The following is a 19,907-nucleotide window of genomic DNA, read 5'->3' on the forward strand; positions in this document are numbered from 1 at the left end:
GTGTTTATAAAATGTTCCAGGTGGTTTTAAAGTGTTCTTTTATAAGTACAGAGTGTTAAAATGGTCAAATTCCTATGAATTATGCTCGAAAATTCCATAAACTTGACAATGTTTTTTGCCTATAGTAATATTATGTTATCCGATTATTACTAATATTTGTATCAAAATAGAGTAATATTTGCCATATTAAAAAAACCTCAAAACTAGCGTAGTTATGGGGAATTAATCTCATTTTTTCGTGATGGAAGGTAAAGAAAGATGAAATATGATTATGAGCAGAAGATTCTTTCCTCTATTGATTTCTCTCAAGGGCGTCCGTTTCAGGACATACTCTATATTGCCTTAAGAAATGCCATTATTAATGGAATATTTCCAATGGGAGAAAGAATTAACGAAAAGTCTTTAGCAATTCAACTAAGCATTTCAAGAACACCAGTACGCCAGGCCGTTGCCCGCCTTAGCAAGGAAGGATTGGTTCAGGCAATTCCAAACTATGGCGTTATTATCAATAATATTTCCTTAGGAAGCATAAAAGAAATCTTTCGTATAAGAAAAGCGTTAGAGGTAATTCTGTTTGAAGCCTGTATGGAAAATGTAACCAGTCAGGATATCCTTCACTTTGAGTTTTTATGTTCCCAGATGATGCAGGCAGAAGAGAAAGATAAGATTGAAGAGGTGTTTCACCTCTTTAGCGAATACAACACCTATGCAATGAAAGTATCCAACATGCCAAGGCTTACCGTTTTATTGGAACAGCTTTCGGAATATTTGAAAAATTTTCGCTCTTATTCTTTTTTCAGCAAGGAGCGCAGACTGCGTGCCATATACGAGCATACGAATATCGTGGAGCACTTGAAACATAAGGATTCTACCTTGCTGGTCCAGGCCGTTGAACAGCATATTATGAATTCAGAACAAGAAACCATAGACCGGTTTGAAGAAAATCATCGATTAGATAATAGCAACAGAATATAAATACCATTAGGGCCTACCCACTTAGATGATTGGGATAGGTCCTTATTTCCAGTTTTTGATATCCCTGTTTTCATAATGAGTATTGACAAAAGATGTCGGAATGCTTATGATAGAGATAGAGACCAACCGTCGGTTTCTACGGAGGGCTAACATGGGCAGAAACAAATATCCGGAACAAACACTGGAAAAGATACTGGATGCTTCAACGAAGCTATTTATAGAAAAAGGATATGAGCAGACCAGCATACAAGATATTTTAGATACACTCTCTCTTTCCAAAGGGGGATTGTACCACCATTTCAAATCAAAAGAAGAAATCTTATCTGCAGTTATGAAAAGGCGTGCACAGTATATTGCCGATATGCTGGAAGAATTACTGGGAAGCATTAAGGCAGACAATGCAAAAGAAAAGCTGAAAAAGATTCTTCACCATCTTAGCACAGACGCGAAAACACATATGCTTGATTCCGTGTTGAGTTCTCAGATAAGCAATCCATATTTTGTAGTGAGCGGCTTACAAACGGTGGTAAACCTGGATGCCCGGATAATCGGAACATTGATTGAAGAAGGGGTAAGCGAAGGATCACTACAAACAGAGCAGCCTGTTTTATGTGCAGAAGTTTTTTTACTTCTACTGAATTTTTGGCTCAATCCGGCTTTGTTCGGACGTAATTATGAGGAGACGGAAGAGCGTTTGAATTATTTACAATCCATTATGTGTTCTCTTGGATTAGATATCGTTGATAAAGCATTTATTGACAACGTAATGAGTGGATATAAGCAGATGGGCGTTTTTTAAAGAAGGTCTTTCATCTGATCGATAGGGCTGTTATGATAACAGTCCATTTTTTACAACATATAGAAACCGGTGGTCGGTTTTTAAAATCAATTAAATGGAGGTTGAATCAATGAATCAGAAAAAAATATTTGAAACGACTAGAAATGCTACGGATAAATCATTAAATTTCACAAATTCAATGATAGAGAAATCAAAGAAATTGCGAACCCCATCGCCTAAGGTCGATAAAATCGGAACAACGGTTGGTAGTTGCATAGGAGCTGGGTTATAGCTTTCTGGTGTTATTGCTATATTTACGTTCAGGCAATTTTGGGCAATTGGCTTATTAATCGTAGGCACCGTTACGCTGGTATCAAATTATATTTATCGTCGTAGATTAACTAAGTAGCAGTTCATATTAAAATAATTAAACTTGAGAGTCAATGGCTCAAACCATAGGTAGATGTGGTTTGGGCCATTTTTCTGTAATTTATGATGGAAAAATGATACAATTTGGTATAGGATATAAAGCATAACTATATTGGAAACATGCATTTAGATTAAGATAAGGCTATATCATCAGGAGGTATGGAGTATGGCAAACAGATTTGAAATAATAACAAAATACATACCAAAACTTACAGGTGCAGAGTACGGGAACTGGATCATTGATAAGGAAAAGAAAGGAACTCCAGAAAGCCCGATACAAATGCCATTTGTTAACTATTCCGACGTCGTCAGTGAGTTCCTACAGGACGTGTATATATGCATCGATGAAAATGAAGATATGCAATTAAACCGGTATGGAGAGATTTTACAAAAGAATGGTCTTTTATGGGAAATTGAATCCATGAAAGACGCAGAAGTGTCATCCCTTGATGCTCAATGTATCATGGCTCTTATCACAGGAGCAGTTCGTGCGGAAAGGTTTTGTGATGGGGCATTACTGGATTTCTTTCAAAATGGCAGCATGACTAAATGGCTAAAAAGATTAAAGGAACTTGATTCACAAATAGAGGAATAAGCAACCCTGGTTATTAGTAGATGAAACAGGATTTGAATAAAAGGAGCATTTGCGGTATAGAAAATATACTGCAAATGCTCCTTTTATCAAGTTATAAAGTTAAAATCTAATTTTTTCTCCAGGTTAGTAATCCCATGATATAAAACTGCATAAACAATACAAAGAACCACAATGCTCATAGCAGCCCAATTCATCATAAGCATTTTTTGGACAAAATGATATAGATTTGGCTCTTCTCATAAACTACGAGTCAGTTACCATGTTTGCAAACAGTGAGAAAAGAAATATCGGTAGCCGAATTTTTGCAAAAGCAGCCTTGTATTTATGATAATTGAGTATCAAGTGCAAAAAACGTTTGGCTGACCGTTAAATCTATCAACAATAGTAAGGAGGGGTAGTATGAAAAACAAAAATAGAGATAATTCCGTTCCATAGGTACTTGTCTGGCAATGTGGTACTACAAAATTTATGTATTACATATCTTAAAATAGTGAAGAGAAAGGGATGATGATCAATGAGATTAAAAAGGTTTATGCATCTGATACTTGTAACGGGACTAGTTGCATCTGGTATAGCGGGATGTGGTGGCTCTGGTAAATCTGCAAGTGGGGATACTGCTGCTACTCAACAAACATCACAGAATGATAAAAAGGGACCGAATGGTGAGGCGCTTGCAACAGAACAGATTGCACATGGTCAGCAATTTCATGTCATTACCTTTGATACCGCACAGGTTGGTGATTCTGAGTCCGGCTCATTTTTCTTAGCAACCTGCGAAGGGTTATTTAGAGAGAATAATGGTGTTCTGGAAAATGCCGGGTGTGAAAAATATGAGGTTTCAGAAGATGGTCTTACCTATACGTTTCATTTAAGAAAAAATAAATGGTCGGATGGGGTAGAAGTAGTTGCCAGCCAGTATGTAGATACGGTAGAAAGAGTGCTGAACGCAGATTTAGCATGTCCATATGCTTTTTTTGCATTTCCCATTAAAAATGCAGAGAAATATTACAATGGAGAATGTGAGTTTAAAGAAGTAGGCGTAGAAGCTGTCGATGACTATACGCTCAAATTTACCCTGGAAGCACCAGAATCCTATTTCATTGATAAATTATCATATACCATGTTTGATCCCATTCGCGTAGACAATATTGAAAAATATGGGGATACATATGGCACTGATGCAATGCAGACCTTATCCTGCGGACCGTATATGGTGCAGGAATATACCGCCAGTCAAAGCACAGTTTTAGTGAAAAATCCGGAATATTGGGATGCAGAAAATGTTTACTTAGAAGAAATCGATTTACAGCAGATCGATGAAACGGCTACCCAGTTCCAGTTATTTGAAGCAGGCCAATTAGATTTTGTAGCAGCTTCCGGTGATTATTTGAAAAAATGGGATCAGGCAGCAAGTGAAGGCAAATGCCAGCTTTTTACGGATGGGGACGTTGCATCTCAATTCTTTTCATTTAATACCCAGGAATCATGTCCCAGCGGTCTCACACAGAATGCAAAGGTAAGAAAAGCAATCGCCTATACACTGGATAGCCAGACATTTATTGATTCTGTTTACAATAGCAGATACACGGCAGCTTATGGCCTTGTAACGCCAAATATTAAAGTCGGGGATAAAGAATATCGTTCAGAATTTCCGGAACCCATTAAAGAAGAATATAGTGAATACGCAAATAATCCGGAAAAATTACAGGCGCTCTTTCATGAAGGATTAAAAGAACTTGGAAAAGATACCGATGATCTAAGCACCATTACCATTCAATTCTTAGGTTACGGCGAATCAACAATCGAAAAAGACATTGAGCAATATGTGGTACAACGGATACAAGATAATTTAGGCATAAAGGTGGATCTTAATATTGTAGGTGACTTCGGGCTTGCACATTCTGCACAGGTTGCTGGGGAATTTGACTTGTGTATGCAGGTATGGGGAGCAGATTATAACGATCCTATGACATTTATTGATATCTTTAGAACCGGTGGAAGCAGCAATTATGGGAAGTATTCCAGCAAAGCCTATGATCAGCTCCTGGATCAGTTAGCAAAAGAACAGGATAATGAAAAAAGGTTGAAACTGTATGGGGAAGCAGAACGAATTTTAATCAAAGAAGATGCAGCAATCAAACCTCTTCTTTATCGTGATAAACATAGCTATATCAATAACCGCTTAAAAGGACTTCAGTATCCTATATTTGGCGGAAAATATGAATTCAAATATGCTTATGTTGTGGAACAGTAAATAGAAGTGAAGGTTATACCACATAGCGCATCGGCAAACGTCGATGTGCTTTTGGTATACGTGATAGAGTAGGAGAATGAAAATGGCAAAATACATCATCCGAAGAGTATTGGAAATGCTTATTACCTTGTTCTTGATTGTAACAGCTACGTTCTTCCTGCTGTCAGCAATCCCTGGAAATGCACTCACTTCAAAGATTGCTAAATTGCCAAAAACAGTGCAGACAAAGATTATAGAAAAATACGGATACAATAAGCCCGTACTAGAACGGTATGTGATTACCATGAAGGGGCTGATTATTAAGGGCGATTTTGGAGAATCCATTATCAGACCAGGCGAAACATTTGCCAAAAATCTAAAGTTGAAACTTCCAGTGACCATCAGGCTCAGTGTTCAGCAGATTTTATTAGGTGTGACTTTGGGCATCTTACTGGGAATTATAGCAGCAATGAAGAGAGGAAGCTACTGGGATAAGCTGATATTAGTAGGAGCTATGATTTTAGTATCCATGCCCTCCCTCGTTATATCCCTTTTGCTCCAGAAATATTGTGCCAATGGAGATATCTTAAAGCTCCCTATTATTGGCTGGCCCAAAGGAAAAGAATTGTGGTTTGGGGGCTGGAAGTATACGATTCTTCCCACCATTGCCGGTTCCTGCAGCTTCATAGCCTATTATTCCAGATTGACGAAAACAAGTATGCTGGAGAGCATTAACCAGGAATATACCCTCACAGCAAGGGCAAAAGGGCTTTCTGAAATGCAGATCGTAAAAAATCATGTGATACGTAATTCATTTATTCCTATTATCACCGTACTGCCATCAACGGTAGCAGGTATTCTGACTGGTTCTCTGTTCATAGAACGGGTATTCTCCATTCCCGGCATGGGACGCTATTACATAGAAGCTGTTCAGGGAAGAGATATTCCCATTGTTCTGGCAGGGACCACATTTTATGCGATTATAACGGTCATAACCATGTTGATTACAGATATTTTATACGGAATCGTGGATCCCCGAATCAAACTCGGTGCCGGGAAATAGGAAAGGGGGAAATAGAATGAATTCATTGGTAGATAAAAGGTTTGAGCTGGCCGACCAGTCCAAGTTTGATGCTGATGAGGTCGTCAGACCGAATATCAGTTATTGGCAGGACGCCTGGAGAAGATTAAAGAAAAATAAATTAGCTTTGTTATCAATGGCTGTGCTCATAGTTCTCTTTCTTATGTCCATCATCGGACCTGGCTTAAGTGGTCAAAATTATACAACATTAACGCCGGAAATTAAAAATTTACCCCCAGATAGTACCTATTGGCTGGGAACGGATTATCTAGGAAGAGATCTTTTTTCCCGTTTGTGGAAAGGCTTGAGATTTTCCATTATTGTTGCTATCGTAGCTGCAACTCTAAAAGTGGTGATTGGCTGTATATACGGAGCGGTTATGGCGTATCTGGGCGGTTTTGTGGATGATGTGATGATGCGTATTGTAGAGGTCTTAAATAGCATTCCTTATCTTATTGTTACCTTAATTATTTTAGTTGTATTGGGAAATGGCTATCTGCCTTTATTATTTGCATTATGTATCACCAACTGGACGAGTACAGCCCGCATGGTAAGAGGTCAGATTTTAAAGCTTAGAGAGAGCGAATACATCATGGCTTCCGCGGCGTTAGGAGCCTCCACAGGAAGAGTCATCGCGAAACATCTGATCCCCAATACCTTAAGCTTATTAATCCTTGATATGGCGACATCCATTCCCCATATTATTTTTGACGAGACTATCCTTTCATTTTTAGGGATCGGCCTACAGCCGCCTGCATTCAGTTTGGGAACATTACTTTCAGCCGGCCAGGAGGCAATGGCATTTTATCCTGCTCATTTATTGTTCCCCAGTTTACTTTTATGTTTACTTGTATTGGCATTTAATATTTTAGGTGATGGACTTAGGGACGCACTTGACCCGCAGCTTAGAGACTAGGAGGAAATCATGATGAGTCAGGAAGCTTTACTAAAAGTTGAAGATTTAATAGTTTCTTTTCATACCTATGCTGGAGAAGTGCAAGCGGTAAGAGGTGTTTCTTTTGAGGTAAAAGCCGGAGAAGTATTAGCAATCATTGGTGAATCCGGCTGCGGCAAAAGTGTGACCTCCAGAGCTATCATGTCCCTGGTCAAAGCTCCCCAGGGTGAAATCAAAAAGGGCAGTAAGATTATCTATAATGGAAAGAACTTATTAGAAATGAGTCAAAAAGAGCAAAGGGCCTTTCGGGGCGGAGAGTGCTCTATGATCTTTCAGGATGCTTTAGTTTCTTTAAATCCGACCATGAAAATCGGAAAGCAGATTATAGAAAATATTGTCCAGCATAGGCAGATCAGCAGAAAGGAAGCCAGAGAAGAAGCCATTCAGTTATTAGAAGCAGTAGGCATTCCAAACCCGGAAACCAGGATAGACCAATATCCCTTTGAATTTTCAGGTGGCATGAGACAAAGGGCGATGATTGCCATTGCTATCGCTTGCAATCCGAAAATACTGATTGCAGATGAGCCAACTACGGCACTTGATGTCACGATTCAAGCACAAATAATGGAGCTTATTAAAAGTCTGAAAGATAAACTAAAAACTGCTGTCATCTTAATTACTCATGATTTTGGAATTGTAGCCGGTTCTGCAAATAAGGTTGCAGTTATGTATGCAGGACAAATTGTTGAAAGCGGAAAAAGAGATGATATCTTCTATCATCCCCAGCACCCGTACACCCTGGCGCTTCTTGGCAGTGTTCCTAAATTGGAGTGGAAGAACAAAGAACTTTTGAAGACGATCAAAGGAACTCCGCCAGACCTTATTTCTCCGCCCAAAGGCTGTGCATTTGCAAAACGCTGTAATTATTGTATGAATGTCTGCTTAGAAGAAATGCCTGAACAAACACATTTTGAAGCCGGTCATCATACAAGCTGTTGGCTGCATCATAAGGAAGTACCGGAGTCTAATAAAAAAATGTTCCTTAATGACAGAAAGATGATAGTCTTGAATGAAAATGACATTGTAGTAAATGAGGGTGAATCGTATGAGCAGTCATGATATATTAGAGGTGAAGCATTTAAAGAAGTATTTTGATGTGGGAAAACATGATGTTTTAAAAGCGGTAGATGATGTTTCATTTCGTATAGAAGAAGGAGAAACATTAGGCCTGGTAGGTGAATCCGGCTGTGGAAAAACCACCTGTGGCCGTACGGTTGTGGGCATGTATCGGGCCTCGGAAGGGGAAGTATATTATAAGGGGCAAAATGTACATAAGCTTAGAGGAAAAGAAAAAAAGGCATTTAATAAAGAAGTCCAGATCATTTTTCAGGACCCTTATGCCTCCTTAGACCCCAGAATGACAGTTGCAGAGATTATTGGGGAAGGCATTGAAATCCATGGCCTGGCTAAAACAAAGAAGGAAAAAGAAGAAAAGATCGCTCATCTGCTGGAACTGGTTGGATTAAATAAAGAGCATGCAAACCGTTTTATCCATGAATTTTCAGGCGGACAGAGGCAAAGGATCGGAATTGCAAGAGCACTCGCTGTTGAACCTAAATTTATCATGTGCGATGAGCCTATTTCAGCCTTAGATGTATCCATACAGGCACAAATTGCAAATATGCTGATTGAGTTTCAAAAGGAGATGAAGCTGACTTACCTTTTTATCGCACATGATCTGGCAATGGTGAAACATATTTCCGATAGAATCGCTGTCATGTATCTAGGGTCTATCGTAGAACTGGCAGAATCAGAAAATCTTTATCAGCACCCGCTTCATCCTTATACGGAAGCTTTAATGTCAGCAATTCCTATTGCCGATCCAAAAGTTGAAGATTCCAGACAGAGAATTATGCTGGAAGGTGATGTTCCAAGTCCTATTAATACGCCGCCAGGGTGTAAATTTCAAGGCAGATGTTGTAAGGTAATGGACAAATGTAAATGCGAGGCACCGAAATTAATCGAAGTGGAACAAGGTCATTATGTTGCCTGCCACTTATATGGAATGGGTTAAATAGTATGGAACGTGTAAAGATTGTTGGAATGGATTTTTATAAATGTCTGAAGTATAGTAGTATCGTTAGCTGCACCTTAGTGATAATAAGTGGTGTAGTTAGTTTACTTATTTCAAGAGGAAGTTTGATAACGACTCTTGAGGGCATAAAAGGAGTTTTATTTGTAGCTGGTAGTATGGGACTTATAATTGGTGCTGGGTCTATTATAAAAAAAGACAGGGGTAGGGAAAAAGACTGGTTAGAATGGAAACAGAGATTTCATATATTTTCTTATAGAGTAACGTTTATTATAATGAGTATCGTTATATTACTATATGGCTGTATCGTAGATGAGATATTATTTATGCTAAACCATTAATCACTGGCTTGGTTTTTTCTATTTAATAATAGTTACCAGTCCAGATAATTGGATCGCAGCTCCTTTTATCAGGCAAAAAAAAGTAAATAAAACCATTGCATTTTTAAAACAGAAGGTATATACTATTCACTGAACGGACGGTGAATGAAATGAAAGCAAAAAAAGATACAGCAAATCTCACGAGTCGTGATCTTCAGGCAATGGAACGAAGAGAGCAGCTTTTAAACTCAGCAAAGGAACTATTTGCATTACAAGGCTACCATGCCACAACCACAAGGCAAATAACGAAGAATATCGGCATGGCAGACGGATTGATCTATCACTATTTTCCGGAAGGGAAAAAACAAATTTTGGATATGATACTCAATGAGTTTCTGGAAGAGCGTTACTTATTGGTAGAATCTGAGATTGCGGCCTTAAAGGAAACCATGCCAATCAAAGAATTACTGATTTCGCTTGGAAACATTTTCTTTACTTATATAGCAAAAGATAAAAATGTATTGATGATTTTATTAAAGGAAAAAAGTGTTTTTTCAGAGGAATATACAAAAAGCTTTAATCAACACGTGAACTTGTTGATGGAGCAGACCATGAAACTGATTCAGGTATATGTGGACAGAAAGGAAATCCGCTCCTTTGATCCTTTTATGATGGTCAATCAGTTTTGGAGTGCTATCTATTCCTACATTGTGCAGGATGTTTTCTTTGATAATCATAATATGTATCATAGCAATCGGGATAGTTATCTGAAGCAGATCGTAGATTACACGCTGCTAACCTGGAAAATATAGCAATGTATTTTCCGGGTATATTTATAAGAAAAATATTCACTGAATGTTCAATGAAACTATAGTATGAAAATCCATTATGCAAAAGTAATGGATTACGTGAACTGCATAATTACAAGGAATGATAAGGAGAAAAGATTATGAAATTTTATTTTAACGATCAGGCGTTTTCATTTGAATTATTAAGAGCAGCAACTTATGGAGGATATCAAGGGGCTGAAATAGGGGAATGCCTTGCTACAGTATCAAAAGTGGAGGAAGGAAACTTTGAAAGCTGGTTTTTGGAATGGAAAAAAACAGCGGAAAGGACTTATCAGACCGCAATCAATTGCTTGAATAAGCGCCATAAGGTAAGTGCCAGAGAAGCCTTTTTACGAGCACATAATTATTATCGTACGGGAGAATTTTTTTTGGATGGAACCGATGAAAGGAGAATGGAAAATTTTGATAAGAGCGTCATGGCTTTTGAGAAAGGAATGGAGTTATTAGACAGTCATTTCGAAATCGTAAAAATCCCATACGAAGAAACTTATCTGAAAGGTTATTTTTACGGAGCATCAGATGATAAGAAAAATGAGTTAACGAAACGTCCCGTTCTCATATTTGTAGGAGGATATGACTCTACGTTACAGGAATTGTATTTTTGCGGTGCAGCTGCAGCAATTAAGAGAGGATATCACTGTCTGGTCTTTGAAATGCCTGGACAAGGAGAGGCCCTTCGTAAACAAAACCTTGTAATGCGCCATGATGCAGAGGTTCCGGTAAAAGCAGCGATTGATTATCTGGAAACAAGACAGGAAATTGACAAGGAAAAAATTGCACTGCTCGGTATGAGTCTGGGCGGGTACTTTGCACCGAGAGCAGCTGCATTTGAAGAACGAGTGAAGGCTTGTATTGCGTTTAATGTATTTTACGATACCTTTGATTCCACTTTAAATCAGAATCCCCAGCTGGCACAAGTGTTACAGCTGCCTGAAGAAAAAAGAGAGCAGATGCTTGCTCTGGCCGAGGAACAAAATTCCAATCTAAGATGGATGCTGAATAACGGAAAATGGGTATTTGGTCTAAAGCATCGCTATGAAGTATTTGAAGAGATGAAAAAGGCTTCTTTAAAAGGAATTGCCAGTAAAATTAAATGCCCTGTATTACTGACCATGGGAGAGACGGATCATTTTGTATCCAGGGATCAGTTAGATGCATTACTTGAGGAAATCAAGGCACCAAAGACGGTTCGGGTATTTACCATAGAAGAAGGGGCAGAAGAGCATTGTCAGGAGGGGAATCATGCACTCTTCCATCAGGTAATGTTTGACTGGTTGGATGAAGTATTTGACTGTAACATGATTGAAATTAAGTAGTGGCAGGTACGGTCATGTATACAAATGAAGTCAATAAAGTGGCAGAATCTGCACAGAAAAAAAGTGAATTTCTAAACGAGAACTTATTTCAGTATGTTGTACTAGCAATGATGTCAGGATTTTTTATTATCATAGGAATTGCCCTTTCCTTTTCTACGGCTGCAATCATACAGGTGGAAGGAAAAATGTATGGGAAGATAGCAATCGGGCTCACCTTTTGGGTGGCTCTCGGGCTATTGACGTTTGCAGGAGGAGAACTTTTTACTGGAAATTGTTTTGTATTTACCATTGGGTATTTAAAGAAAACGGTGAGTTTGAAACAAACAGCAAAGCTTTTGCTGATTAATTATGCCGGAAACTTAATTGGATGCATGGTATTAGCTTTTATCTATGTACAAAGTAAAGCAATGGTGGGGATATCTGATGCATACATTGAAAAAACGGCTCTCTCCAAACTGGATATACCAATGGGACAGTTGTTTTTCCGTGCAGTGCTATGCAACTTTGTAATATGCCTTGCGATCTGGCTGTGCTATAAGATGAAGGAAGAGACCGCAAAATTAATTATGATGGTGTTTTGTGTATTAGCATTTGCTGTTTCCGGATTTGAACATTCAATAGCCAATATGGGGATTTTTTCAATAGCACTTATGTTGCCCCATGATATTAATTTGACACTGTTTGAGGTGTGTAAAAATGTTCTGATTGTAACACTTGGGAATATGGCAGGTGCCTCTTTGTTTCTGGGAGTTCCTTACTGGTATGCCTCAAAGACAAAAGAAATTTTTTAGTAAACTAATTCTATTGGAATAGAAAAAGCAGTGGTTTGACTTACTCAACCTTACTAACATTTCACAAATATCGGATACAATCCTTTAATTAAGGACAAGCCAGCATTTAGAATATTGGCTTGTCCTTATTGTCTAAATTCTATGAATTATTCATATCTCTAAAACACCATTGACATTATCACTAATTAGTGATATATTGAATCTATGAAAAAAAACAAAATATCTTATGGAAAAGAAAATGATATCAATTTAAAGGCATTTATTGGACTTAGCAGGACGACTCAGGCACTTCATAGGAGGGCTGGTGCCATCTTTAACCAGGGAGGTCTGACATCTGCCCAATTTGCTGCGCTGGAGGCATTGTACCACAAAGGCGATTTAACAATTAACGAAATCATTGACAGTATTCTTTCCACCTCTGGAAATATGACGGTGGTAATTAACAACTTAGAAAAAGATGCCATGATAGAACGACACCCGAATCCAAAGGATAAAAGGTCCAGTATTATTGCAATCACGCAAAAAGGGAGAGAAAAAATCGAAGAGATATTTCCCAGGCATGTGGAAGACTTAGCAGAGAGTTTTACCGGACTTGAGGAAGAGGAAAAAGAAATGTTAGTGCATCTGTTGAAAAAAATAAACACAAGGAGTGAATCAAATGAGTAAAAAGATAAAGGCAATTGAAAAAATAGGTTTCCAATGGGGAATGGACAGTCCGTTCCTGGCATGTATGCATCATAAGGATCGTTTCCCGGCAGGAAATGAGGTACAAGGGCCTGCGGTTTCTTTAGAAGGAAGAAGAATGGGAAATGATTTTTCAGGGAAAGACGGCTTTAGCATGTACCATGGTGAAACCGTTCCCGGATTTCCGGTTCATCCTCACCGTGGGTTCGAGACAGTTACCGTTGTACTGGAAGGAATTGTTGACCATTTTGATTCCAAGGGAGCCGAAGGACGTTATGGGAATGGCGATGTCCAATGGCTGACCACCGGAGCAGGCTGCCAGCATGTAGAGATGTTCCCTCTGGTACATCAGGATAAGGAAAATCCTCTTGAATTATTTCAGATCTGGCTGAATCTACCGGCAAAAAGTAAATTCGCAGACCCGGATTATAAGATGCTCTGGGCAGAAGAAATTCCCATGATAAAGCATACCAATGAAAAAGGAAAGACAGCGACCATCCGATTAATTGCCGGAAGATATGAAGATAAAAAAAGCCTGGAGCCAACGAAAAATTCATGGGCAGCAAAGGAAGAAAATCATGTAGGAATCCAGCTTGTGGAGCTGGAGCCAGAGGCAGAGTTTCATATCGCTGCAGGTTCTAAGACTTTAAACCGCAACCTGTATTTTTATGAGGGAACCGGTTCAATTACCATAGACGGTAAAAATATAGATCCATCTTCCCGAATCAAGCTTTCAGGAGAAGATGACATTACAGTGGTAAATGGAGATAAAACCAGCTACGTTTTACTGCTGGAAGGGGAACCCATCAATGAGCCAGTGGTACAATATGGACCATTTGTCATGAATTCCGAACAGGAAATACGGAATGCATATGAGGATTATCAGAACACCCAGTTCGGGGGCTGGCCATGGCCAGATGATGAGCCAGTTCATGAAAGGGAGATGGGAAGATTCGCCCGTTATCCAGATGGAAGTGTGGTAAAAAGGTAATATACAAGTCATGTATAAACGTATAGGATATGTTTGGAAAATCATAAGCTTAGCATATTAGTTAGTATAATAGATAAAAGGAGCTTTCAGTTTGATGGTTATCATACTGAAAGCTCCTTTTACAAATGAAACAGTTAAAATTTATTATTCTTCTCCAACAAAGAAAATTGCTGTACAGACGGATCAACCTCTTAAAATTGTTAAAATAGAATAAAAGAGCTGCGCTTGCTGGAAATATACGATTTAACGGAAAGGTCGGGCATGGGTTTTGAGGTTCTTCATTAACAGAACATCCCATCCGTAATAAGTTTTTTCTTGTATCGTATAACGTTTCCAAGTATAATAAGGTTAGATTAACTTAAGAGAGGAGACGAACGAAATGGCCAAATCAAATTTAACACAAGTACCGGAAATCTTAAAATTTACAGAAGCTGATGCAATCCAGGCTTTGAAGTCAGAGCTAGAAAAGGGTGTGGCGAGCATGGAACAAGATATACTGTATACAATAGACGAAGCATGGAATGAAATTGATACCATTTAGGAGAAGCTATGGAAAGACCAACAAATTATAAGATACGCCTGACGTCTGATGCGAAAAACGATATTGCGCAGATAAAGCGGTACATTTTACATACATTCAAGTACCGGGAGACGGCAGAAGCGTTCTCAAAAAATATGAAAAATGCCATATCAAAATTGAGCCCTTATTCTGAGGCCTACACAAAAACCGGCCTGCTGATTCAAGGGCTCGAAGTATACTATAAACCGTACAGCACCTATCTCATTTTCTTTGTGGTAAAAATGGACAAGGTCATTGTAATCAGAGTCTTAAAGGACCGTATGTACTGGCAGTCTATTATGAAACGAATCTGTTCTATCGATTAGAAATCTCAAAATCAAATAATCTTATCATTAGAAAATCTTCAAAATCTCAAGGATACCCAATTATATCATTTTGTACTCACAGCTAAAATAACACCAACCAGACAAAGTTCGATATTGACCTTCAAGCTGATGTAAAAAATAAAATTACTCAGTCTGGAAGTTTTATTTTATGGCAAAAAGAAGAAGGGACGAGTCTCTTTGGTTATTCAAGGAATCCAGAAGCAGATACAATTTAGAAATATAAAAGAAACGTTTACAGTATTTAATTCGTATACTGTAAACGTTTCTTTTATAAATAAAACAGTTAAAACTTAATCTTCTTCTCCAAAATAGTAATCCCCTGATACAAAATCGCAGACACAATACAGAGAATCACAATGCTCATAACAACCAAATCCATCTTAAACACCTGGCTGCCATAAATGATCAGATATCCCAGCCCCTTATTAGCTGCAAGGAATTCTCCAATAATAACACCAACCAGACAAAGTCCGATGTTGACCTTCATATTGCTGATAATCAAAGGGATCGAGCTTGGAAGCAATACCTTTAATAACACATCCTTCTTTGTCCCTCCAAGAGAATAAATCAGCTTGATTTTATCCGGGTCTGTTTGGGAGAAACCCGTGTGGAGAGTCATGATACAACCAAAGACAGCAACTGAAATAGATGCAACAATGATGGTCTTAATGTTATTGCCTAACCATACAATTAAGATGGGGGCAAGGGCGGATTTAGGCAGGCTGTTAAGCATAACGAGATAAGGTTCCAGTACCTCAGATATGCTGCGGCTGGACCAGAGAAGTATGGAAATAAGGAGTCCGAAGCCGACAACCAGGACAAAGCTTATGAGGGTTTCCATTACCGTCACTCCGGTATGAACAAAAATGGAATGATCCTTTACCATATCAATAAAGGTCATGGTCACGCGGGTAGGGGAGCTGAAGATAAAGTCATTGATAATTCCCAGTCTTGCGCAAAGCTCCCAGATCGATAAAAGGAGAACCAGAAGCATCAGACGTAAGAACCTTACATTACGCCGGTGCTGTTTTTCCTTTTCAATAAATTCCTGCTGGGCTAAGGATGGATGAGTCTCAATCATGGTTCTGCAGCTCCTTCCATACCTGATTAAAGAAGACAGAAAATTCCGGCATGTTTCGCCTCATGAGCGGCCGTATATAATCATCTCCAAAGGAAACCGGTACAATGGCTTTCATCCGTCCCGGTCTGCTTGTCAGTACGATGACCCTGTCCGCAACACTAATTGCTTCGGAAAGATCATGGGTGATTAATATTGCTGTTTTATGGGTGCTTTTTATAATAGAACTGATGTCATCGCAGACAGAGAGTCTGGTCTGATAGTCGAGTGCGGAAAACGGTTCGTCTAACAAAAGAAGGTCAGGCTCCAGAGCCAGAGTGCGGACCAGTGCGGCACGCTGTCTCATGCCTCCGGATAATTCAGATGGTTTTGCCTGCTCAAAATTTCCAAGACCATAGGTTAAGAGCATTTGATGCAGCTTTTCTTTGGAAGTGCTGTCAAGCTTTTTCTGTATTTCAAGGCCAAGCTCCGCATTTCCCATAATCGTCCGCCATTCAAAAAGGTGATCCCTTTGCAGCATATAGCCGATGTTTGAGAACGATTCAGCCTGGGAAACACCGTCTATAAGAATTTCTCCCGTATCAGGAGTCAGCAATCCGCTGAGAAGAGATAAGAGGGTAGATTTCCCGCAGCCGGAGGGTCCGACGATTGCAAGGAATTCCCCGTTTTCTGCCGTAAAAGATATATCAGAAAGGGCCAGCGTCTCACCCTCAAGGGAATGATAGGAGTAACTGACCCCGCGAACTTCCAGTTTAGGCTTCATGGGTCCTCCTTTTCGATATTTTGATCTGATATAGTGTTATAATATGTACAATAAAAAGGAGTGTGAAGATATGTCTACAATTTCCTTTCTATTTGTCGAAACAGAATGAATCCTGGAGGATTCCGGGATTAACGGGAAAAATGAGAAAAAGCCCTTGCATTACCTTGGAATCAGTGCTATACTACTATGGATAACATGAATGTTTGACGGATAAAGAGTGGGCGCAAGTCCACTCTTTCCATTTGTTTGGAAAGGTGGGAGAAACATGGCAAAAAGGGAACAATATGAAGCAAAGACAGAAAGCTTTTTGATGCCCCTTATGACAGAAAACAATTTTGAACTTGTTGATGTGGAATATATAAAAGAAGCAGGAAACTGGTACTTACGTGCTTATATAGATAAAGAAGGCGGAATCACAGTAGATGACTGTGAGATCATCAGCCGGAGGCTGGGAGAATGGCTGGATGAAAAGGATTTCATTGAAGACAGTTATATTTTAGAGGTCAGCTCCCCGGGACTTGGAAGGCCTCTAAAGAAGGATAAAGACTTTGAACGAAGCATTGGAAAAGAAGTAGATATCCGTTTATATAAGGCATTGAACAAACAGAAAGATTTTAATGGAACTTTACAGTCTTATAATAAGGAAACTGTGACCATAACCATAGAAGATGGAACCGAGCTTGTGATTAACCGTCCGGAAATCGCACTGATCCGGCTGGCATTTGATTTCTAAACAGTAAGAAATATTAGGAGGATAAAAAAATGAATAAGGAACTGTTAGAAGCACTGAATATTCTGGAAAAGGAGAATAACATAAGCAAGGAAACTCTTCTGGAAGCGATTGAAAATTCTCTCCTTACAGCGTGCAAAAACCATTTTGGCAAAGCAGATAATGTTAAAGTCAGCATCAACCGTGATACCTGCGATTTTAATGTATTTGCAGAAAAAGAAGTGGTTGAAACAGTTGAAGATCCTCTGCTTCAGATCAGTCTTGCAGATGCAAAGATGACAAATCCCAAGTACGAACTTGGAGATGTGATCCATTGTCAGATCGACTCAAAGAAGTTCGGAAGAATTGCCACACAGAATGCCAAGAACGTTATTTTGCAGAAGATCCGTGAGGAAGGAAGAAAGTCACTGTATAACGACTGGTTCTGCCAGGAAAGAGAAGTGGTAACAGGAATTGTACAGAGATATCTTGGAAGAAATGTGAGCATCAATCTTGGTAAAGTAGACGCCATTTTAAATGAAACCGAGATGGTAAAAAGCGAAGTATTTAAAGCGACCGAGCGTATCAAGGTTCTTGTGCTGGAAGTTAAGGATACTCCGAAAGGACCAAGAATTTCTGTTTCCAGAACTCATCCTGACCTCGTAAAGCGTCTCTTTGAATCTGAAGTTGCAGAAGTAAAAGACGGTACTGTAGAGATCAAAGCCATTGCAAGAGAAGCTGGCTCCAGAACAAAGATCGCAGTAAAATCCAACGAAGTAAACGTTGATCCGGTAGGTGCCTGCGTTGGTTTAAATGGTGCCAGAGTTAATTCCATCGTCAATGAATTAAGAGGCGAAAAGATCGATATCATCAATTGGGATGACAATCCTGCATATCTGATCGAGAATGCATTAAGTCCTGCAAAAGTCATCTGTGTCGTAGCAGATGAAGAATCAAAGGAAGCTCAGGTAATCGTTCCGGATTATCAGTTATCCCTTGCCATTGGTAAGGAAGGGCAGAATGCAAGACTTGCAGCCAGGCTGACTGGATACAAGATCGATATCAAGAGTGAGACACAGGCAAGAGAACTTGGGCTTTTCGAAGAACTTGGTCTTGAATACCAGGATGGAAATACATCCTTTGAAGAATTTGCAAGTGAATATAAGGAAGGCGGCGATATAGAAGCATCAGACTACCAGGAAGAGTATCAGGACGGCAATATTCAGGAATAAAGAAAACGGGAAGTGATGGAAACTTGAGTACAAAAAAAATACCCCTCAGACAGTGTATCGGCTGTGGTGAGATGAAAAGTAAAAAAGAGATGATTCGTGTGTTAAAGACCTCGGAGGACGAAATCGTTCTTGACGCGACTGGTCGTAAAAACGGCCGCGGCGCTTATCTGTGCCCTTCTATGGAATGTTTCCATAAGGCAGTAAAGAATAAGGGGCTGGAGCGTTCCTTTAAGATGGCAATACCAAAGGAAGTATACGAAACATTGGAAAAGGAGATGGAACAGATTGGATAACAGACAGAAGATCCTGAATCTAATTGGTCTGGCCACCAAAGCAGGTAAGATTGGCAGCGGGGAATTTATGACAGAAAAATCTGTTAAAGCAGGAAAGGCGTCATTAGTAATTGTTTCAGAAGAAGCCTCAGATAATACCAAAAAGATGTTTACCAACATGTGTACTTACTATAAAGTTCCAATCTACTTCTTTGCAAGTAAAGATGAACTGGGCCACGCTATGGGCAAAGAGATGCGGGCGTCTCTCGTCATTATGGATAGTGGATTTGCTAAGGCAGTCGTGAAACTAATGAATACAATGGTCGGTAGTGAGTGTGAGAATGAGCCTTCACATCTACCCGCATGTGCTGTAGAATGTGCACAGAATGGAGGAAAACATGAGAGTATATGATCTGGCAAAGGAACTCGGTAAAGACAGCAGTAAGGAGATACTGGATATCTTGGAAAAGCATAATATAAATTTAAAAAGTTCTTCAAACATTTCAGAAGAACAGGCAGCAATCGTAAAAAAGGAAGTGGGCGGTCATAGCAGAACAAACGCCCAGGGACATTCTGATGCCCATGAAGGTGATGATTCTGATGCACCAAAGAAGAAAATAGCAGCAGTATTTCGTCCCCAGAATGCTCAGAGCAGACCACAGGGTCAGGGCGGAAGAGATCAGAGACCGAATCAGTCTGGTTCCCAGAGAGAATATCCTGCAAGAAACCAGCAGGTAAGTGAACAGTCCACGTCATCAGGATCTGACATGAACAGAGAACATAGCACAGGCTACCAGGGAAATAGACCACAGGGGCAGGGCGGCTACCAGGGAAATAGACCACAGGGCCAGGGCGGCTACCAGGGAAACCGTGACGGAAGACCACAGGGCCAGGGCGGCTACCAGGGAAATCGTGA

23 protein-coding genes and 1 pseudogene are annotated in these 19,907 nt (G+C 39.5%); 22 read left to right on the plus strand and 2 right to left on the minus strand.

Features of this window, described 5'->3' with window-relative positions; genetic code table 11:
* Positions 1–258: 258 nt before the first annotated feature.
* The 17 genes from T546_RS0121125 to T546_RS0121210 all read left to right on the plus strand — a co-directional run bounded on the left by T546_RS0121125 (position 259) and on the right by T546_RS0121210 (position 14,916).
* The gene (locus T546_RS0121125) at positions 259–975 is read left to right on the plus strand and encodes a GntR family transcriptional regulator (protein WP_026893331.1); all 717 of its coding nucleotides are present in this window, start codon (positions 259–261) and stop codon (positions 973–975) included.
* 151 nt (positions 976–1,126) lie between these two features.
* Positions 1,127–1,774, plus strand: coding sequence for a TetR/AcrR family transcriptional regulator (locus T546_RS0121130; RefSeq protein ID WP_026893332.1), 648 nt, complete (start codon positions 1,127–1,129; stop codon positions 1,772–1,774).
* Between the two features lie 109 nt (positions 1,775–1,883).
* Positions 1,884–2,045: a hypothetical protein gene (locus tag T546_RS25410; protein WP_156951387.1), complete on the plus strand. Its 162-nt coding sequence runs from the start codon at positions 1,884–1,886 to the stop codon at positions 2,043–2,045.
* Positions 2,046–2,348: 303 nt separating this feature from the next.
* The gene (locus T546_RS0121140; protein WP_026893333.1) at positions 2,349–2,777 is read left to right on the plus strand and encodes a DUF6508 domain-containing protein; all 429 of its coding nucleotides are present in this window, start codon (positions 2,349–2,351) and stop codon (positions 2,775–2,777) included.
* Positions 2,778–3,291: 514 nt separating this feature from the next.
* Positions 3,292–5,031: a peptide ABC transporter substrate-binding protein gene (locus T546_RS0121145; RefSeq protein ID WP_026893334.1), complete on the plus strand. Its 1,740-nt coding sequence runs from the start codon at positions 3,292–3,294 to the stop codon at positions 5,029–5,031.
* 82 nt (positions 5,032–5,113) lie between these two features.
* A complete protein-coding gene (locus T546_RS0121150) occupies positions 5,114–6,073 on the plus strand; it encodes an ABC transporter permease (RefSeq protein WP_026893335.1) in 960 nt (319 codons plus the stop codon).
* A gap of 16 nt (positions 6,074–6,089) precedes the next feature.
* The gene (locus T546_RS0121155) at positions 6,090–7,007 is read left to right on the plus strand and encodes an ABC transporter permease (protein ID WP_026893336.1); all 918 of its coding nucleotides are present in this window, start codon (positions 6,090–6,092) and stop codon (positions 7,005–7,007) included.
* A 9-nt stretch (positions 7,008–7,016) separates the two neighbouring features.
* Positions 7,017–8,105 carry an ABC transporter ATP-binding protein gene (locus T546_RS24180; RefSeq protein ID WP_084326558.1) on the plus strand — a complete coding sequence of 363 codons (1,089 nt, stop codon included), beginning with the start codon at positions 7,017–7,019 and terminating at the stop codon, positions 8,103–8,105.
* Positions 8,092–9,060 carry an ABC transporter ATP-binding protein gene (locus T546_RS0121165; protein WP_156951388.1) on the plus strand — a complete coding sequence of 323 codons (969 nt, stop codon included), beginning with the start codon at positions 8,092–8,094 and terminating at the stop codon, positions 9,058–9,060. Before T546_RS24180 ends, T546_RS0121165 begins: the two co-directional genes overlap by 14 nt.
* Before the next feature lie 5 nt (positions 9,061–9,065).
* Positions 9,066–9,419: a hypothetical protein gene (locus tag T546_RS0121170; protein ID WP_026893338.1), complete on the plus strand. Its 354-nt coding sequence runs from the start codon at positions 9,066–9,068 to the stop codon at positions 9,417–9,419.
* A 149-nt stretch (positions 9,420–9,568) separates the two neighbouring features.
* Complete coding sequence (locus T546_RS0121175) at positions 9,569–10,210, plus strand: TetR/AcrR family transcriptional regulator (RefSeq protein ID WP_026893339.1); 642 nt, start codon at positions 9,569–9,571, stop codon at positions 10,208–10,210.
* 137 nt (positions 10,211–10,347) lie between these two features.
* On the plus strand, positions 10,348–11,565 hold the full coding sequence (locus T546_RS0121180; protein WP_026893340.1) for an alpha/beta hydrolase family protein: 1,218 nt from the start codon (positions 10,348–10,350) through the stop codon (positions 11,563–11,565).
* A 14-nt stretch (positions 11,566–11,579) separates the two neighbouring features.
* Positions 11,580–12,356, plus strand: coding sequence for a formate/nitrite transporter family protein (locus tag T546_RS0121185; protein WP_026893341.1), 777 nt, complete (start codon positions 11,580–11,582; stop codon positions 12,354–12,356).
* 204 nt (positions 12,357–12,560) lie between these two features.
* Positions 12,561–13,022 carry a MarR family winged helix-turn-helix transcriptional regulator gene (locus tag T546_RS0121190; protein ID WP_026893342.1) on the plus strand — a complete coding sequence of 154 codons (462 nt, stop codon included), beginning with the start codon at positions 12,561–12,563 and terminating at the stop codon, positions 13,020–13,022.
* Entirely contained in the window at positions 13,015–14,031 is a 1,017-nt protein-coding gene (locus tag T546_RS0121195) for a pirin family protein (protein WP_026893343.1), read from the plus strand. Before T546_RS0121190 ends, T546_RS0121195 begins: the two co-directional genes overlap by 8 nt.
* 379 nt (positions 14,032–14,410) lie before the next feature.
* Positions 14,411–14,572, plus strand: a complete 162-nt coding sequence (locus tag T546_RS25620; protein WP_166429845.1) for a hypothetical protein — start codon at positions 14,411–14,413, stop codon at positions 14,570–14,572.
* Positions 14,573–14,580: 8 nt separating this feature from the next.
* The gene (locus tag T546_RS0121210; protein WP_026893344.1) at positions 14,581–14,916 is read left to right on the plus strand and encodes a type II toxin-antitoxin system RelE/ParE family toxin; all 336 of its coding nucleotides are present in this window, start codon (positions 14,581–14,583) and stop codon (positions 14,914–14,916) included.
* Between the two features lie 304 nt (positions 14,917–15,220).
* On the opposite strand, the gene T546_RS0121215 is transcribed toward T546_RS0121210, so the two are convergent.
* Positions 15,221–16,018, minus strand: a complete 798-nt coding sequence (locus T546_RS0121215; protein WP_026893345.1) for an ABC transporter permease — start codon at positions 16,016–16,018, stop codon at positions 15,221–15,223.
* On the minus strand, positions 16,011–16,778 hold the full coding sequence (locus T546_RS0121220) for an ABC transporter ATP-binding protein (RefSeq protein WP_026893346.1): 768 nt from the start codon (positions 16,776–16,778) through the stop codon (positions 16,011–16,013). The genes T546_RS0121215 and T546_RS0121220 overlap by 8 nt, the downstream gene beginning before the upstream one ends.
* A gap of 265 nt (positions 16,779–17,043) precedes the next feature.
* Here T546_RS0121220 and rimP point away from each other — a divergent pair, with 265 nt between their 5' ends.
* From rimP to T546_RS0121245, 5 genes and pseudogenes are all read left to right on the plus strand, one after another.
* On the plus strand, positions 17,044–17,511 hold the full coding sequence (gene rimP, locus T546_RS0121225; RefSeq protein WP_026893347.1) for a ribosome maturation factor RimP: 468 nt from the start codon (positions 17,044–17,046) through the stop codon (positions 17,509–17,511).
* A gap of 29 nt (positions 17,512–17,540) precedes the next feature.
* Positions 17,541–18,719, plus strand: coding sequence for a transcription termination factor NusA (gene nusA / locus T546_RS0121230; protein ID WP_026893348.1), 1,179 nt, complete (start codon positions 17,541–17,543; stop codon positions 18,717–18,719).
* Positions 18,720–18,742: 23 nt separating this feature from the next.
* A complete protein-coding gene (gene rnpM, locus T546_RS0121235; RefSeq protein ID WP_026893349.1) occupies positions 18,743–19,012 on the plus strand; it encodes an RNase P modulator RnpM in 270 nt (89 codons plus the stop codon).
* A pseudogene (locus T546_RS0121240) lies at positions 19,005–19,337 on the plus strand (L7Ae/L30e/S12e/Gadd45 family ribosomal protein); the annotation flags it as partial. The gene rnpM and the pseudogene T546_RS0121240, both read left to right, overlap by 8 nt.
* 52 nt (positions 19,338–19,389) lie before the next feature.
* The coding region (locus tag T546_RS0121245) for a translation initiation factor IF-2 N-terminal domain-containing protein (protein ID WP_026893351.1) at positions 19,390–19,907 on the plus strand (518 nt) is incomplete at its 3' end.

Source organism: [Clostridium] aerotolerans DSM 5434, assembly GCF_000687555.1.
In the GTDB taxonomy this organism is placed as follows: domain Bacteria; phylum Bacillota; class Clostridia; order Lachnospirales; family Lachnospiraceae; genus Lacrimispora; species Lacrimispora aerotolerans.